This is a genomic window from Blastococcus sp. SYSU DS0616, from assembly GCF_054051015.1.
Genome location: NZ_JBJHAJ010000006.1, coordinates 49,400 through 64,870 on the forward strand (window position 1 = coordinate 49,400; position 15,471 = coordinate 64,870).

Consider the following 15,471-nt stretch of genomic DNA (forward strand, 5'->3'; position numbering starts at 1 on the left):
CTGCCAGGGTGGGCCGATGACCGAGATGCCGATCAGCCGCTTCCCCCTCCGGTCCACCGGCGAGCTGCCCCCCGACCTCGCCGAGCGCTACGCGGAGGTCGCGGAGCGATCCGGGTTCCTGCCCAACGTGTTCGCCGCGCTGGCCTGGCGGCCGGACGAGGCCCGGGCGTTCTTCGCCATGCACGACGCGCTCATGGACAAGGAGACGCCGGGGCTGTCGAGGGCCGACCGGGAGCTGATCGTGGTGGCCACCAGCGCCGGCAACGACTGCCTGTACTGCGTCGTCGCGCACGGCGCCGTCGCCCGCATCCGCACGAAGGACCCGCACATCGCCGACCACGTCGCGGTCGACTGGCGCAAGGCGCCGCTGTCCCCGCGCATGCACGCCGTGCTCGCGGTGGCCACCCGCCTGGCGGCCGACCCGGCGGCGGTCACTGCCGAGGATCTGGCGGGTCTCGCCGAGCACGGGCTCACCGAGGACGACATCTGGGACGTCGGCATGATCACGTCCTTCTTCGCGCTCTCCAACCGGTTGGCGCACTTCGCGGCGATCACCCCGAACCCGGAGTTCTTCCTGATGGGCCGGCTGCCGCGGACCGCCGAGGCACCGTCCACCTGACCCTCGGGCGGGTGCGCGCTACGGTCCGCCGGTGACCGCTCCGACGACGTCCGTGCTCGCCGACGACCTCGGCTTCCCGGAGGCCCCGCGCTGGCACGCGGGCCGGCTGTGGTTCTCCGACTTCCACGACCGCGTGGTGCGCCGGATGCCCGCCGCGGGCGGCCCCGAGGTGGCGCTGGAGCTCGACGACAGCCCGTCGGGGCTGGGCTGGCTGCCCGGGGGTGACCTGCTGGTCGTCTCCATGGTGCGGCGGGCGCTGCTGCGGGTGGGGGAGGACGGCACCCGGGTGCATGCCGACCTGACCGCCGTGACCCGGTTCCGGGCCAACGACCTGCTCGTCGACGCGGCCGGCCGGGCCTACGTCAGCAGCTTCGGCTTCGACCTCGAGGGCGGCGACGCCCCCGAGGCGACCGATCTGGTCCGCGTCGACCCCGACGGCTCGGTCTCCGTCGCCGCGGCGGACGTCGTCTTCCCCAACGGCATGGTGCTCAGCCCCGACGGCCGCACCCTCGTCGTCGCCGAGACCTACGGCGCGCGGCTGACGGCGTTCGACGTCGCGCCGGACGGGGCGCTCTCCGGTCGCCGCGTCTTCGCCGAGCTTCCGGGGGTCGCCCCCGACGGCATCTGCCTGGACGCCGAGGGGCAGGTGTGGGTGGCCACCGCACGTACGCCGGAGGTGCTCCGGGTGCGCGACGGGGGAGAGGTGACCGCCCGGGTCGAGGTGGGCAGCGGCTCGCTCTCCTACGCCTGCGCGCTGGGCGGGGAGGACGGCCGAACCCTCTTCGTGTGCACCGCGCCGAGCTGGCGTCCGGGCCCGCGCGCCGGCCGCATCGAGGCCGCCCGGGTGGAGGTCGGCGCCGGCTGAGTGCCGCGGCTGGACGTGCCCTGCTCGCGCGGGCGGTGCCGCTCGGTCGCGCACGCCGCGCGGTGCGCGCAGGATCGAACCGGTTCGGGTGCGGAGAGGGAGGGCCGGATGGCGGGCAGCGCGGCGGGGTTGCGACGGCGGTGGTCGCAGGGCCGGGCCTGCCACGGGCTGTGGAACGTGCTGCCCGGGGCGGTGACCGGTGAGCTGCTCGCGCGGACCGGCGCCGACTACGTGGTCGTCGACCTGCAGCACGGGGCGACGACCGAGGCCGAGCTCCCGGGGATCTGCGCGGCGGTCACCGCCGCCGGCTCGGTGCCGCTGGCCCGCACCCGCAGCGCCCTGTTCCCCGACGTCGGGCGGCCCCTGGATCTCGGCGCCGGTGGCGTGATCGTGCCCAACGTCCGTGACGCCGAGCACGCCCGCGAGATCGTCGCCGCCTGCCGGTACGCGCCGGGCGGGGGACGGTCGGTCGGCCGGCTCTCCGGCGGGGCGGAGGAGCCGCTGGTGTTCGTGATGGTGGAGGCGGCGTCCATGCTCGCCGATCTCGACGCCGTCCTCCGCGTGGAGGGCATCGACGGTCTCTACGTGGGCCCCGGCGACCTCGCGTTGTCGCTGGAGCTGACCGGCGCCGACCGGCGGACCGAGCTGCGCACCGTCCTCTCCTCGATCATCGCCCGGGCGCGGGCCGCCGGGGTTCCCGTGGGGGTGCACGCCCGCAGCGGCGAGGAGGCGGCGGGCTTCGCCGCGGAGGGCGCCACCGTGGTCACCGTGGCCGTGGACGCCGTCTCGCTGGGCGAGGCCGCGGCGCACCACCTCGGCGTCGCCCGGGACGCCGGCCCCGGCTGACCGTCACCCGAACGCGGCGACGGTCCGGTCCAGGAAGTCGTTGCGGAAGGCGCCACGCGGATCGAAGCGGCGGACCAGCTCCCGGAACGCGGGCATCCGCGGGTACAGCGCGGCGAGCTCGTCGGCGCCCGTGGTGAAGAGCTTCCCCCAGTGCGGTCGGGCGCCGAAGGGGCGCAGCGCCGCCTCGATCTCCGGCAGCAGGGCGCGCACGGGCGCCTCCTCGGGCAGCCAGGTGAAGTGCAGCGCCAGGACGTCCCCGCCGTAGGCCGGGCTCAGCCACAGGTCGTCCGCCGCCACGGTGCGCAGCTCGCTCACCTGGAGGAGCGGGGCGATCCGCGGCGCGAGGGAGCGCAGCGCGTCGCAGGCCTGCTGCCCGTACCGGCGCGGGACGAAGTACTCGGTCTGCAGCTCGTCGCCGTTGCTGGGGGTGAAGCCGGTCCGGAAGTGCGGCAGCCGTTCGTGCCACTCGCCGGGCAGGCCGAGCTGGTCGGTCAGGTTCTCGACCGGGGTGCCGGGCAGCATGTGCGTGGGCTCCGTCGCGGCCCGGGCGCCGAAGAACTCCTCCGGCGTGACGTCGTGCTCGTCGGTGCGCGCCTTCACCCACACCTGCGTCACCTCGTGCCAGTCGGTGAACACGCTGACGCTGTAGGCGGCGTCGGCCACCGCGTCGAAGTCGGCGAACAGGCGGTCCCAGGTCAGCCCGACGAAGACGGTGGTGCGGACCTGGAAGGTCGGCTGGAAGCGCAGGCCGATCCGGGTCACCACCCCGAGCGCACCCAGGTGGACGACGGCGCCGGCGAGGTCGGGGTGGCCGGCCCCCAGCGTCACGAGCTCGCCGTCGGACCGGACGAGCTCCAGACCCGCCACCGCGGTGCTGAGCGAGCCGCTCCGGTTGCCCGACCCGTGCGTTCCGGTGGCCGTGGCCCCCACGACGGTGATGTGCGGCAGCGAGGCGAGGTTGTGCAGCGCGAAACCCTGCTCGGCCAGGCGGGGCACCACCTCGCTGTAGCGCGCGCCACCGGGGATCCAGGCGACACCGCCGGCCTCGTCGCTGCCCCGTTCGACCGTCACCTCGCCGGGTAGCACGTCGAGGGCCACCAGCTCGGCGGTGGTGTCGGCGATGTCGTTGAAGCAGTGCCGCGAGCCGAGCGCCTTGACGCGGTGGCCGGCGGCGACGACGGCCTGCAGCTCGGCGAGGCTGGTCGGCCGGTGCAGCCGCGCCGCGCGGTAGGAGACGTTCCCGGCCCAGTTGGTCCTCGGCCCCGCGGTACCCGCCGGGGCACCGGACGACATCTCGTGCATGCTCACTCGCGATCTGCTGGGGGAGGGCGACCGGGCCGCCCGCCGGAGGAGTCGATGATGCGCGACGCGGGTCGCGCGCCCTCCGGCCGCCCCGTGGACGACGGCCACGGCCTAGGGGGCGCCCCGGCGGGGTCGGCGGCGTGCGCCGGCTCGCGGGCGCGGTGTGGCAGGCTGCTCCGGCCCGGTTCTCTCGGAGGTGGCATGCCAGGCGCGGAGCAGGAGCAGCTGCCGGTGACCGACCGGGGCCGGCGGACGCGGGCCGCCCTGCTGCAGGCCGGGCGCGAGCTGTTCGAGGAGCGCGGGTTCGCCGACGTCCGGATCGACCTGGTGGCGGAGCGGGCCGGCGTCTCGCACGGCACCTTCTACACCTGGTTCGACTCGAAGGAGTCGCTGCTCCGGGCGATCGTGGCGGTCGTCGTCGAGGACGTGTTCGCCGCGACCACCGTCGGCTCGCGGCTGCCGCCCGACGACCCGTACGGGCGGATCGAGGCGGCCAACCGGCTCTACCTCGGCGCCGTCACCCGGCACGCCCGCATCCTCCGGGTGCTCGACTCGCTGGCCGACACCCGTGAGGAGTTCCGGCGGCTGCGGGTCGACGTCCGCGAGGCCTTCGTGCGCCGCGGGATGGAGGGTCTGCTGCGGCTGCAGGAGCTGGGGCTGGCCGACCGCACCCTTCCGCCGCGGGCCACGGCCAGCGCCCTCGGCGCGATGGTCGAGTCGTTCGCGCACCTGTGGCAGGACCCCGTGGAGGACCTGGACGAGGACGCCGCCGTGGACGTCCTGACCCGGCTCTGGGCCGGGGCGATCGGCCTGCCGCCCGCCGCCTGGCCGGACGGCGGGGCCGGTCGCCCCGGCTGAGCTCAGGCGTCGAGGCCCCAGGCCGGTCGGCGCTTCTCCAGCAGCGCGGCGATGCCCTCCCGCGCCTCGGCCGAGGCGAACCGCTCGGCGGACACCTCCGCCATGCGGCGGAAGTCCTCCTGCAGGTCGGCGCCGGGCAGCTCGCGGAGCAGCCGCTTGGTGACCGCGAGCGCCTCCGGGGCGCCGCGGCCGAGCTGCTCCACGAGCTCGTCGACGGCGGCGTCGAGCCGGTCGTCGGGCACGACCCGGTCGAGCAGACCGGCCGCCCCGGCCCGGGCACCGTCGAACGGCTCGCCGGTGAGGAACAGCTCCCGCGCCGCCCGCGGGTCCATCCGCCGCAGGACGGGGACGGCGATGATCGCCGGCGCCACACCGATCCTGACCTCGCTGAACGCGAAGGTTGCCGCCGCGGGGCCCACCGCGAGGTCGCAGGCCGCGATCAGGCCGAGTCCACCGGCCCGCGCCGGCCCGTTCACCCGGGCGACCACGGGCTTGGGCCCCGTCAGGAGCAGGGTCAGCACCTCCGGCAGGCCGACCGCGCCGGGAGCCCCGCCGGCCCGCTGCTCCTTCAGGTCGGCGCCCGAGCAGAACACCGGGCCCGCCCCGGTCAGCACCACCACGCGGACGGCGGCGTCGGCCAGCGCCGCACCCAGCGCCGCGTGGAGCTGCTCGACCAGGGCACGCGAGAGCGCGTTGCGGTTGTGCGGGGAGTCCAGGGTCAGCACGGCGGCCGGCCCCCGCCGGGCGACCTGGACCAGGCGGTCGTCAGGCACGGAACTCGTCCCGCAGCTCGTGCTTCTGGATCTTCCCGGTCGCCGTCTTCGGCAGCCCGGCGCGGACCTCGATCCGCTTGGGCACCTGGAAGCCGCCCAGGTGCTGCCTGCAGTGGGCGAGCAGCCGCTCGGCCAGCGCGACCGGGTCGGTGTCCGGGTCGGCCGGCACGACCACCGCGGTCACTGCCTCGCCCCAGCGGTCGTCCGGCACCCCGATGACCGCCGCCTCGGCGATCTCGGAGGAGGCCAGCAGCACCCGCTCCACCTCCACCGAGGAGACGTTCTCGCCGCCGGTCTTCACCATGTCCTTGACCCGGTCGGTGAACCAGACGACGCCCTCGTCGTCGAGGTGGCCGACGTCGCCGCTGTGGAACCAGCCGTGCGCGAACGCGGCGGTGTTGGCGGCCGGGTTGTTCCAGTAGCCGCTCATCACGTGCGGGCCGCGGTAGACGATCTCGCCGGTCTCGCCCGCGGGCAGCAGGGCGCCGGCCGGGTCCATGATCCGGGTGTCGACGGTGACCGTGGACGGACCCCAGGACGCCGCCTTGGTCTCCTGGTGCGCCGGCCACTGGAACACCGTCGCGGGTACGCACTCGGTCTGCCCGGAGCCGAGCAGCACCTGGGCGTTGGGGAAGGCGGCGGCGATCGCGGTGATCCGCTCCTGGGGCATGGGGGCCATGGCGTAGATGCACAGCCGCACCGAGGAGAGGTCGCGGGTCCGGATCCCGGGGGAGGCCAGGAGCGCGCCGTACATCATCGGCAGCAGCATCAGGTGCGTCGCCCGCCGTTGCTCCACGACCTCGAGGAAGCCCTCCGGCTCGAACCCGCGGGGGAGCACGGCGGTGCCGCCGGTGAGCAGGATCGGCAGCAGGAGGGTGTCCAGCGCGGTCGTGTGGAACAGGGGGAGCACGATCGGCAGGACGGAGAACTCGTCCCCCCGCCGGTGGCCGGTCTGCAGCGCGTTGCTCAGCACGCCCACGTGCACCGAGAGGTGGCTGGTGAGCACGCCCTTGGGCCGGGCCGTGGTACCCGAGGTGTAGAGGCAGTGCAGGGTGTCGCGGTCCTCGACGATCACCTGGACCGGGGTGGGGTCGGTGGCGACGTCGTCCCAGCGCCGCACGTCGCGGCCGGCGACCGACGCCGGGGCCTGGTCGCCGGTCACGATCACCGTGGTGATCTGCGGCAGCTGCGGCAGCACCGCCTCCAGCAGCGGGAGGAACGGCGGATCGGCGACGACGGTGCGGGTGCCGGAGTCGGCGAGGATCCAGCCGATGTCCTCCGGTGCCAGCATCAGGTTCACCGGGAGCGCCACCAGCCCCGCCTTCGCGCAGCCGAAGAAGCTGGCGGCGAAGCGCCACGAGTTGCCCAGCAGGAAGGCAACGGGCTCCTGGCGGCCCACGCCGGCGTCGAGCAGGCCGCGACCGAACGCCTCGGCCGCCCCGTCGAGCCGCGCGTAGCCGATCTCCTCGTCGCCGTCGACGATCGCGGTGCGGTGGGCGAACAGCTGGGCGGTGCGGGTCAGCATGTCGCCGACCGAGAAGCGGGTCGCGAGGTTGAGCTCCAGGGGGTCGACCCCGGACAGGTCAGGACGCATGGCTGTTCCCTTCGGTCTCGGTCTGCGGTGCGGGGGGTTCGCCGACGACCGCGAGGACCGCGCCCGTCTCCACCTGCCGGCCCACGTCGGCGTGCAGGTGGGTGACCACCCCGTCGGCCGGCGCGACCACGGGGTGCTCCATCTTCATGGCCTCCAGGACCAGCACCAGCTGGCCCGCGGCGACCTGCTCGCCCTCGGCCACCGCCACCCGGACCACGGTTCCGGGCATGGCGGCGGTGAGGGATCCGGGCTGCACGGCGGCGCCCGGCTCCGGGAACCGGGGCTGCTCGACCAGCGTGCTGCCGCCCTCGGGACCGTCGACGTGCCAGCGGTCGCCGTCGGCGTGCACGTCGTAGGTGCTGCGCAGCCCGCCGAGCTCGAGGTCCAGCCGCACCCGGCCGGGGGCCGGGACCGACGTACCGAGGACTGTGAGCGGCACGGGCTCGCCGTCCACGTCGGCGGTGACGCCTGCCGAGCCGATCCGGTAGCGCACCGTGCCGGTGTCGAAGACCGTGACCTGCGGGGCCGTGGGGTTGTTGCGCCAGCCCGACGGCAGCCCGCCCAGCACCGGCGCGCCGGCCCGCCGCAGCGCCGCTCCGGCCAGCGCGGCCACGACGGCGTGCCGACGCCGTGCGGCCTCGTCGACCAGCGGGGCGGCCAGCTGCGCCAGCCCGTGCCGGTCGAGGAACCCCGTGTCGGTCTCCCCGGCGAGGAAGGCCTCGCTGCGCAGCACGCGCACCAGCAGGTCGCGGTTGGTGGTCAGCCCGTGCAACCGCGCCCGGGCCAGCGCCCCGGCCAGCGCCAGCGCCGCCGACGACCGGTCGGGCGCCCAGGCGATGACCTTGGCCAGCATCGGGTCGTAGTGCACGCCGATCTCGCCGCCGGCCTCCACCCCGCTGTCGACCCGGATGCCGGGCCCGGCGGTGGTGCGGAAGGCGGTGTCGGCCGGGATCGCGAAGTCGGCGAGCCGCCCCGACTGCGGCAGCCAGCCGCGCGCCGGGTCCTCGGCGTAGAGCCGCACCTCGATCGCCGAGCCGGACGACGTGGCCGACACGGCCGCCGCCGGCAGCGGACGGCCGGCGGCGACGTCGAACTGCAGGCGTACCAGGTCCAGCCCCGTGACCGCCTCGGTGACCGGGTGCTCGACCTGCAGCCGGGTGTTCATCTCGAGGAAGAAGAACTCGCCCGACTCGTCGAGCAGGAACTCCACCGTGCCGGCGCCGACGTAGCCGATCGCCCGCGCGGCGGCCACCGCGGCCTCCTGCAGCCGGGCCCGGAGCTCGGGGCCGACGGCGGGGGAGGGGGCCTCCTCGACGACCTTCTGGTGCCGGCGCTGGATGGAGCACTCCCGCTCGAACAGCGCCACCGTGGTGCCGTGCCGGTCGCCGAACACCTGCACCTCGACGTGCCGCGGCCGCTCGACCAGGCGTTCGAGGAAGACGGTGCCGTCGCCGAAGGCCGAGGCCGCCTCCCGGCCGGCGCCGGCCACCGCGTCGGCCAGCTCGTCCGACCCGCGCACGGCCCGCATGCCGCGGCCACCCCCGCCGAAGGAGGCCTTGACCAGCAGTGGGTAGCCCACCTCACCGGCGGCCTTCTCCAGGGTGTCGCCGGACAGCCCCGTGGCGTCCACGCTCGGCAGGGTCGGCACCCCGGCCCGGCTCATCAGCTCCTTCGCGGCGAGCTTGCTGCCCATGGCCTCGACGGCCTCGGGGTCGGGGCCGACGAACACCAGCCCCGCCGCCGCGACCGCACGGGCGAAGTCGGCGTTCTCGGAGAGGAAGCCGTAGCCGGGGTGGACGCAGTCGGCGCCGGCCCGCAGCGCGGCGGCCACCACGAGGTCGGCGCGCAGGTAGGTCTCGGCGGGCGTGCTGCCGGGCAGCCGGACGGCGACGTCGGCCTCGCGGACGAACGGCGCGTCGGCGTCGGCGTCGGAGTGCACCGCCACCGTGCGCAGGCCCATGGCACGTGCGGTGGTGAAGACCCGCCGCGCGATCTCGCCCCGGTTCGCGACCAGGACGCAGCTCAGGGTGCGGCTCACAGCCGGAACACCCCCCATCCGTCGTGCAGCCCTCGGACCGGTGCGTTGGAGATCGCCGAGAGCGCCAGCCCGAGGACGGTGCGGGTGTCGCGGGGGTCGATGATGCCGTCGTCGTAGAGCCGGCCGGAGAGGAACAGCGCCAGCGACTCCGCCTCGATCTGCTGCTCCACCGCGGCGCGCATGGCGGCCGCGGCCTCCTCGTCGTAGTCGCGGCCGCGGGCCCGGGCGCTGGCCCGGCCGACGATGTCGAGCACGCCGGCGAGCTGGGCGGCGCCCATGACCGCGCTCTTGGCGTTGGGCCAGGTGAAGAGGAAGCGGGGGTCGTAGGCGCGGCCGCACATGCCGTAGTTGCCGGCGCCGTAGGAGGCGCCGATGTTGAGGGTGATGTGCGGGACCGCGCTGTTGGACACCGCGTTGATCATCTGCGACCCAGCCTTGATGATGCCGTCCTGCTCGTACTCGGTGCCGACCATGTAGCCGGTGGTGTTCTGCAGGAACAGCAGCGGGGTGTCGGTCTGGTTGGCCAGCTGGATGAACTGCGCGGCCTTCTCGGCGTCCTGCCGGAACAGCACGCCGCGGGCGTTGGCCAGCACGCCGATCGGGTAGCCGTGGATGCTCGCCCATCCGGTGACCAGGGAGGTGCCGTACAGCGGCTTGTGCTCGTCGAAGCGGCTGCCGTCGACGATGCGGGCGAGCACGTCGCGCGGGTCCAGTGGCTGCCGCAGGTCGGCGGGCGCCAGGTCGAGCAGCTCCTCGGGGTCGTGCAGCGGGGGGTCGGCCGGGCGTGAGGGGCCCGGGCCCTGCTTGCGCCAGTTGAGGTTGCGCACGATCTGCCGGCCCAGCCGGATGGCGTCGACCTCGTCGACGGCGAGGTGGTCGGCGCTGCCGGAGACGCGGGCGTGCATCGACGCCCCGCCGAGGGACTCCTCGTCGGCCTCCTCGCCGGTAGCCATCTTCACCAGCGGCGGTCCGGCCAGGAACACCTTGCTGCGGCCGTCGATCATCACCACGTGGTCGCTCATGCCGGGCACGTAGGCGCCCCCCGCGGTGCTGTTGCCGAAGACCAGCGCGACGGTGGGGATGCCCTGGGCGGAGAGCCGGGTGAGGTTGCGGAAGCCGCGGCCGCCGGGGATGAAGATCTCCGACTGGGTGGGTAGGTCCGCACCGCCGGACTCGACCAGGCTGACGAACGGCAGCCGGTTGGTCTCGGCGATGTCGTGCGCGCGCTGCGACTTGCGCAGCGTGTACGGGTTGGAGGTGCCGCCGCGGACCGTCGGGTCGTTGGCGGAGATCATCACCTCCACGCCCTCGACGACGCCGATGCCGGTGACGGTGCTCGCCCCGACCGGGAAGTCGGTGCCCCAGGCGGCGTAGGGGGAGAGCTCCAGGAAGGGGCTGTCCCGGTCGAGCAGCAGCTCGATCCGTTCCCGCACGGTGAGCTTGCCCCGGTCGCGGTGCCGGGCCACGGCGCTCTCGCCGCCGCCGGCGTTGGCCCGGCCGCGTTCCTCCTCGAGCTCGGCCAGCCGGTCGAGCATCGCCGCGCGGTTGGCCGCGGCGCGTTCGTCGAGCAGGGTCACGAATCCACCTCCGGTGGCAGCAGCCGGGCCGGGACGTCGACCACGCGGGAGCGCAGCCACTCGCCCACGGCCTTGGCCTGGGGGTCGAACCGGGTGCCCGCGGCGACGCCGTCGCCGAGGAGACCGGGTAGCTGGAACAGCAGCGCCCGCAGGCCGGGCAGCAGCTCGCGGGTGACCGGGAGGGCGGCGGCCTCGGGGAGCAGCGCCCGCAGCCGGTCGGGGGTGAGGAACGCGGCGAGCCAGGCGTAGCCGTCGTCGGAGCGCGCGTAGACGCCCAGGGTCGCCGCCCCGCCCTTGTCGCCGCTGCGGGCACCGGCGACCCGGCCGAGCGGGACGGCCGCGGTGGTGGCGTCGCCCGCCCACGTCGGCGCGGCGACAGGGTCGGGCGGCGGCGCGCCGGGAGCCGCCGCGGGGGCCGGGGACAGCGTCTCCGTCGTCCCGTCGGGCAGGCCGACGACCTGCGGCACCTCCCCGGCCGGCACCCAGGCCGCCGAGTACACCCCGTACGGCGAGGGGCTGGGCGGCGCGGCGGTGGCGTGGAAGCCCGGGATGCTGGCCAGGCCGAGCTCGATCACCGGGACGGTGAAGCCCTTGCCCACCTTCCGGCGGTCGCGGTCCTTGACCGTGACGTGCAGCAGGGCCGCGGCCTCCTCCTGGACGTCGGCATCCGGCGAGTCGGTGCGGGCCAGCGCCACCGTGACGTCCTCGATCGCCTCGAGCGCGGGGGCGAGCTGGCGGCGCAGCAGCGCCGCCTTGCGCTCGACGTCCAGACCGGTCAGCGGCAGGGTCATGGAGTTGCGGAAGCCGCCGAGGCGGTTGACCGCCACCTTGAGCCACTCCCCGGCGGGCAGCCCGCGGGCCCCGGTGATCTCGACCCGGTCGGGGCCGGCCTGCCGCAGCCGCAGGCCGTCGAAGCGGGTGACGACGTCGGGCCCGCCGTAGGCGCTGCCGGTGAGCTCGTAGAGCAGCTGCTCGGTGACCGTCTCCACGGTGACCGCCCCGCCCGTGCCCGGGTGCTTGGTGATCACCGAGGTGCCGTCGGCGGCGATCTCGGCCAGCGGGAAGCCGATGGAGTCCAGCGCCGCGGGGTCGGCGTCGAGCAGCTCGGCGAAGAAGCTGAAGTTCCCGCCCGTCGCCTGGGCGCCGCACTCCAGGACGTGCCCGGCGACGGTGGCCCCGGCGAGCGCGTCCAGGTCGTCGGGCCCCCAGCCGTGGTGCCAGGCCGCCGGGCCGACGACGAGGCTGGCGTCGGTGACCCGGCCGGTGACGACGACGTCCGCGCCGCCCTGCAGGGCCCGGACGATCCCCCGGCACCCGAGGTAGGCGTTGGCGGTGAGGGCGTCGGGAACCTCGCCGTCCCCGGGTGGGGTGTCACCGGCGCGGAGCAGGCCGCGGTCGCGCAGGTCCGCGAGGCGGGGCAGCAGGTCGTCGCCACCGACCGTGGCCACCCGCACCGGCGTCCCGAGGCGCCGGCCGAGCTCGGTGACCGCCGCCGCGAGCCCCTGCGGGTTGAGCCCGCCCGCGTTGCTGACGATCCGGACGCCGCGCTCCAGCGCCGTGCCCAGGCACTCCTCCAGCTGGGAGAGGAAGGTGCGGGCGTACCCGGCGGCCGGGTCCTCGGCCTTCTGCCGGCCGAGGATGAGCATGGTCAGCTCGGCGAGGTAGTCGCCGGTGAGGACGTCGACCTCGCCGCCGTCCAGCATCTCGCGCATGGCGCTGTGCCGGTCGCCGTAGAAACCGGAGACGTTGGCGATGCGGAGGGGTGCGGTCACCGGGCACCGCCCAGCGGCTGCCGACCCGCGCCGGGGGGACCGGCGAAGGCCTGCGCGATCGACATCCACTCCTGCGCGGCCGGCCCGGTGACCTCCAGGGCGAGGTCGTCGCGGTGCCGGCGCTGGGTCACCAGCAGGCAGAAGTCCAGCGCCGGGCCGCGGACGGTGTCGGCGGCGTCCGCGGGCCCCCACGTCCACCGCTCGCCACCGGGCCCGGTCAGCTCCACGCGGACCGCGCGGTCGGGCACCGGCAGCCCGCGGACGGCGTAGGAGAAGGGCCGCGCACGCACGCCGATCTCGGCGACCGAGCGCAGCCGCGGTGTGCCCGGGCGGTCCTGCCCGAGGGCGTCGACGACGTCCTGACCGTGCGCCCACGTCTCCATCAGCCGGGCGGTCACGAACGACGCCGGGCTCATCGGCGGGCCGAACCACGGCACCCGCACGCCGGGGTCGGTCGCGCGGAGGGCGGCGGCCAGCGCCTCCCGGCCGGCCCGCCAGTCGGCGAGGACCTCCGCGGGGGGCGTGTCCCGGCCCTCGGCGGTGCGCCGCTCGACGTAGTCGCCGGCTGCGTCGCCGAGCCCCTCGACCAGGGCGGCGAACCCGGCGGGGTCGGTCACGGCCAGGAGGGCGTCCCGGTCGAAGAACCGCAGGTGGTTGATCGTGTCGCGGACGTCCCAGCCGGCCGCGGGGGTGGGCGTGCGCCACCCGGCGTCGTCGAGCGGCGCCACCCGGGCGTCGAGGTCGGCGGACTCGGCCGTGAGGTCGTCGACCAGGGCGGCCAGCAGGGCGCTGCGGTCGCTCACGCGGAGAACCCCTGCATCCGGGCGAGCACCTGCAGCATCACCTCGTCGGCGCCGCCGCCGATCGAGGCGAGCCGGCTGTCCCGGAAGAACCGGGCGGTCCAGGTCTCCTCCATGTAGCCCATGCCGCCGTGGAACTGCAGGCACGTGTCGGCTACTTCGCGCAGCAGCCGGCCGGCGGTCAGCTTGGCCACCGTGGCCTGGCGGGTGGTGTCCTCGCCGTTCAGGTAGGCCTCCGCGCACGCGTAGTTGTGCGACTGCAGCAGGTCGACCTGCGCGGCGAGCTCCGCCAGCCGGAAGGCGATGTACTGGCTGGCCAGCAGCGGCCCGCCGAAGGCCTGGCGCTGCTGGAGGTGGTCCCGGGTGCGCTCCAGCGCCATCCGGCAGCTGCCCACCGCGCCGTAGGCGGCGAACATGCGCTCCACCACGAACTGCGACATCTGCTGCTGGAAGCCGCGGCCGACCGTGCCGATGGTGTTCGACACCGGCACCCGCACGTCCTCGAAGTACAGCTCGGCGGTGTCGGACGAGCGGTTGCCCAGCTTGTCGAGCTTCCGGGAGACGGCGAAGCCGGGGGCGTCGGTGGGCACGATGATCTGGCTCATCCCGCGGTGCCCGCCCTCGTCGGAGGTGCGGGCCAGCAGGCACAGCCAGTCGGCCTGGGTGCCGTTGGTGATGTACAGCTTGCTGCCGTTGATCACCCACTCGTCGCCGTCCTGCACCGCGCGGGTGCGCAGCCCGGCGACGTCGGAGCCGGCGCCGGGCTCGGTCACCGCGATGGAGCAGACGGCGGTGCCCCGGATCGCGGGCTCCAGGTAGCGGCGCTTGAGCTCGTCGCTGCCGAACTCGTGCAGGGACGGCGTCGCCATCATGGTCTGGACGCCGATCGCCATCGGCACGCCGGCGCACCCGGAACGGTGCAGCTCCTCGCACAGGATCACGCTGAACAGGTGGTCGGCGCCCTGCCCGCCGTACTCGGGGTCGTACTCGAGCCCCAGCAGGCCGAGCTCGCCGAGCTTCGGGAACAGCTCGTGGGCCGGGAAGGTGCCCGCCGCCTCCCACTCGTCGACGTGGGGGGCGATCTCCCGGTCGACGACGTCGCGCACCAGCTTCCGGAAGGCGTGGTGCTCGTCGGTGAAGCGCATCGGAACTCCCGGTGGGAATGGCCGACGGCAGCGCCACCGGCCGAACTTGACGACGCCGTCAGGTCTATCAGCCGGGTGTGACCCGCACAACAACCCGCTGCGCTAACGTCGCGCCTCGTCGCCGGCCGCCCACGCCGGTCGACCGCCGTCGCACGGCACGCCGGACAGGAGGGGGTTCGATGAGGCTGGGGCTGTCGCTGGGGTACTGGGGGGCCGGGCCGCCGCCGGGTCAGGCCGAGCTGGTCGCCGAGGCCGAGCGCCTGGGCTTCGAGTCGGTGTGGACCGCGGAGGCGTACGGGTCCGACGCCCTCACCCCGTTGGCCTGGCTGGGCAGCGCGACCACCCGGTTGCGGCTCGGCACCTCGGTGGTGCAGATGTCCGCCCGGACGCCGACGGCCACCGCCATGGCGGCGCTGACGATGGACCACCTCTCCGGCGGGCGGTTCGTCCTGGGCCTCGGGGTCTCCGGGCCGCAGGTGGTGGAGGGCTGGTACGGCCAGCCCTATCCCAGGCCGCTCGCCCGCACCCGGGAGTACGTCGAGGTGCTGCGGCAGGTGTTCGCGCGGCAGCCCGTGCGCCACGACGGCGAGCACTACCGCATCCCGTTCCCGGGCGGCACCGGGCTGGGGAAGTCGCTGCGGCCGACCGTGCACCCGCTCCGCACCGACATCCCGGTCCTGCTGGCGGCCGAGGGGCCGAAGAACGTGGCGCTGGCCGCGGAGATCGCCGACGGCTGGATCCCGCTGTTCTACTCACCGCACGACGACGGGCACTACCGGGAGTCGCTCGCCGAGGGCTTCGCCCGCCCGGGGGCCCGCCGGGGCGCCGACGGCTTCGAGGTCGCCTGCATGGTCCAGGTGGAGGTGGCCGACGACGTCGACGCCGCGGCCGACCGCGTGCGGCCGATGCTCGCCCTCTACGTCGGCGGGATGGGTGCCCGGGGTGTGAACTTCCACTACGAGGTCTTCGCGCGCATGGGCTTCGAGGCCGAGTGCGCTCGCATCCAGGAGCTGTACCTGGCCGGCCGGAGGGACGAGGCGGCGGCGGCCGTCCCGCTGGCGATGGTGGAGAAGGTGGCGCTCGTGGGGTCACGGGCCAAGATCGCCGACGACCTCGCGGCCTGGGAGGAGTCGCTCGTCACCACGATGCTGGTCGGTGGCTCTCCGGAGACCCTGCGCATGATGGCCGAGCTCACCGGCTGACGACGGCGCCGGGAGTTCACCTGGACACCCTCGCCCCCGACCGCTGGAGCCGTCGGCGTGCAGCGGACAACGCGACGGCG

At 75.1% G+C, this 15,471-nt stretch carries 13 protein-coding genes; 5 read left to right on the forward strand and 8 right to left on the reverse strand.

The features are described 5' to 3' along the window. Positions 1 to 16: 16 nt before the first annotated feature. From ACI79K_RS06205 to ACI79K_RS06215, 3 genes are all read left to right on the forward strand, one after another. The gene (locus tag ACI79K_RS06205; protein WP_456599253.1) at positions 17 to 619 is read left to right on the forward strand and encodes a peroxidase-related enzyme; all 603 of its coding nucleotides are present in this window, start codon (positions 17 to 19) and stop codon (positions 617 to 619) included. A gap of 31 nt (positions 620 to 650) precedes the next feature. Then, entirely contained in the window at positions 651 to 1,484 is an 834-nt protein-coding gene (locus tag ACI79K_RS06210; RefSeq protein WP_456587991.1) for an SMP-30/gluconolactonase/LRE family protein, read from the forward strand. Between the two features lie 108 nt (positions 1,485 to 1,592). Then, complete coding sequence (locus tag ACI79K_RS06215; RefSeq protein ID WP_456599254.1) at positions 1,593 to 2,330, forward strand: HpcH/HpaI aldolase family protein; 738 nt, start codon at positions 1,593 to 1,595, stop codon at positions 2,328 to 2,330. Positions 2,331 to 2,333: 3 nt separating this feature from the next. Here ACI79K_RS06215 and ACI79K_RS06220 read toward each other — a convergent pair whose 3' ends face one another. After that, entirely contained in the window at positions 2,334 to 3,632 is a 1,299-nt protein-coding gene (locus ACI79K_RS06220; RefSeq protein WP_456599320.1) for a D-arabinono-1,4-lactone oxidase, read from the reverse strand. Between the two features lie 201 nt (positions 3,633 to 3,833). Between ACI79K_RS06220 and ACI79K_RS06225 the strand changes: the two genes are divergently transcribed. Beyond that, entirely contained in the window at positions 3,834 to 4,490 is a 657-nt protein-coding gene (locus tag ACI79K_RS06225) for a TetR/AcrR family transcriptional regulator (protein ID WP_456599255.1), read from the forward strand. A 2-nt stretch (positions 4,491 to 4,492) separates the two neighbouring features. On the opposite strand, the gene ACI79K_RS06230 is transcribed toward ACI79K_RS06225, so the two are convergent. Genes ACI79K_RS06230 through ACI79K_RS06260 form a run of 7 tightly spaced genes read right to left on the reverse strand, consistent with a single transcriptional unit; the run spans position 4,493 to position 14,189 of the window. Further along, on the reverse strand, positions 4,493 to 5,263 hold the full coding sequence (locus ACI79K_RS06230; RefSeq protein ID WP_456599256.1) for an enoyl-CoA hydratase-related protein: 771 nt from the start codon (positions 5,261 to 5,263) through the stop codon (positions 4,493 to 4,495). Beyond that, positions 5,256 to 6,857 carry a class I adenylate-forming enzyme family protein gene (locus ACI79K_RS06235; RefSeq protein WP_456587987.1) on the reverse strand — a complete coding sequence of 534 codons (1,602 nt, stop codon included), beginning with the start codon at positions 6,855 to 6,857 and terminating at the stop codon, positions 5,256 to 5,258. Before ACI79K_RS06235 ends, ACI79K_RS06230 begins: the two co-directional genes overlap by 8 nt. Further along, positions 6,847 to 8,895: an ATP-binding protein gene (locus ACI79K_RS06240; RefSeq protein WP_456599257.1), complete on the reverse strand. Its 2,049-nt coding sequence runs from the start codon at positions 8,893 to 8,895 to the stop codon at positions 6,847 to 6,849. The genes ACI79K_RS06235 and ACI79K_RS06240 overlap by 11 nt, the downstream gene beginning before the upstream one ends. Continuing rightward, positions 8,892 to 10,472, reverse strand: a complete 1,581-nt coding sequence (locus ACI79K_RS06245; protein WP_456599258.1) for an acyl-CoA carboxylase subunit beta — start codon at positions 10,470 to 10,472, stop codon at positions 8,892 to 8,894. The genes ACI79K_RS06240 and ACI79K_RS06245 overlap by 4 nt, the downstream gene beginning before the upstream one ends. Beyond that, positions 10,469 to 12,244, reverse strand: a complete 1,776-nt coding sequence (locus tag ACI79K_RS06250) for an acyclic terpene utilization AtuA family protein (RefSeq protein WP_456599259.1) — start codon at positions 12,242 to 12,244, stop codon at positions 10,469 to 10,471. Before ACI79K_RS06250 ends, ACI79K_RS06245 begins: the two co-directional genes overlap by 4 nt. Beyond that, on the reverse strand, positions 12,241 to 13,047 hold the full coding sequence (locus ACI79K_RS06255) for a TIGR03084 family metal-binding protein (protein ID WP_456599260.1): 807 nt from the start codon (positions 13,045 to 13,047) through the stop codon (positions 12,241 to 12,243). Before ACI79K_RS06255 ends, ACI79K_RS06250 begins: the two co-directional genes overlap by 4 nt. After that, positions 13,044 to 14,189, reverse strand: a complete 1,146-nt coding sequence (locus ACI79K_RS06260; RefSeq protein WP_456599261.1) for an acyl-CoA dehydrogenase family protein — start codon at positions 14,187 to 14,189, stop codon at positions 13,044 to 13,046. Before ACI79K_RS06260 ends, ACI79K_RS06255 begins: the two co-directional genes overlap by 4 nt. A 179-nt stretch (positions 14,190 to 14,368) precedes the next feature. Between ACI79K_RS06260 and ACI79K_RS06265 the strand changes: the two genes are divergently transcribed. Then, positions 14,369 to 15,391, forward strand: coding sequence for an LLM class F420-dependent oxidoreductase (locus ACI79K_RS06265; RefSeq protein WP_456599262.1), 1,023 nt, complete (start codon positions 14,369 to 14,371; stop codon positions 15,389 to 15,391). The last annotated feature ends 80 nt before the right edge of the window (positions 15,392 to 15,471 follow it).

Excerpts from the sequence above, each read along its gene's own strand:
- ACI79K_RS06205 (WP_456599253.1), top strand. The coding sequence starts at position 17 with ATGACCGAGATGCCGATCAGCCGCTTCCCCCTCCGGTCCACCGGCGAG.
- ACI79K_RS06215 (WP_456599254.1), top strand. The coding sequence starts at position 1,593 with ATGGCGGGCAGCGCGGCGGGGTTGCGACGGCGGTGGTCGCAGGGCCGG.
- ACI79K_RS06220 (WP_456599320.1), bottom strand. The coding sequence starts at position 3,632 with ATGCACGAGATGTCGTCCGGTGCCCCGGCGGGTACCGCGGGGCCGAGG.
- ACI79K_RS06225 (WP_456599255.1), top strand. The coding sequence starts at position 3,834 with ATGCCAGGCGCGGAGCAGGAGCAGCTGCCGGTGACCGACCGGGGCCGG.
- ACI79K_RS06235 (WP_456587987.1), bottom strand. The coding sequence starts at position 6,857 with ATGCGTCCTGACCTGTCCGGGGTCGACCCCCTGGAGCTCAACCTCGCG.
- ACI79K_RS06260 (WP_456599261.1), bottom strand. The coding sequence starts at position 14,189 with ATGCGCTTCACCGACGAGCACCACGCCTTCCGGAAGCTGGTGCGCGAC.
- ACI79K_RS06265 (WP_456599262.1), top strand. The coding sequence starts at position 14,369 with ATGAGGCTGGGGCTGTCGCTGGGGTACTGGGGGGCCGGGCCGCCGCCG.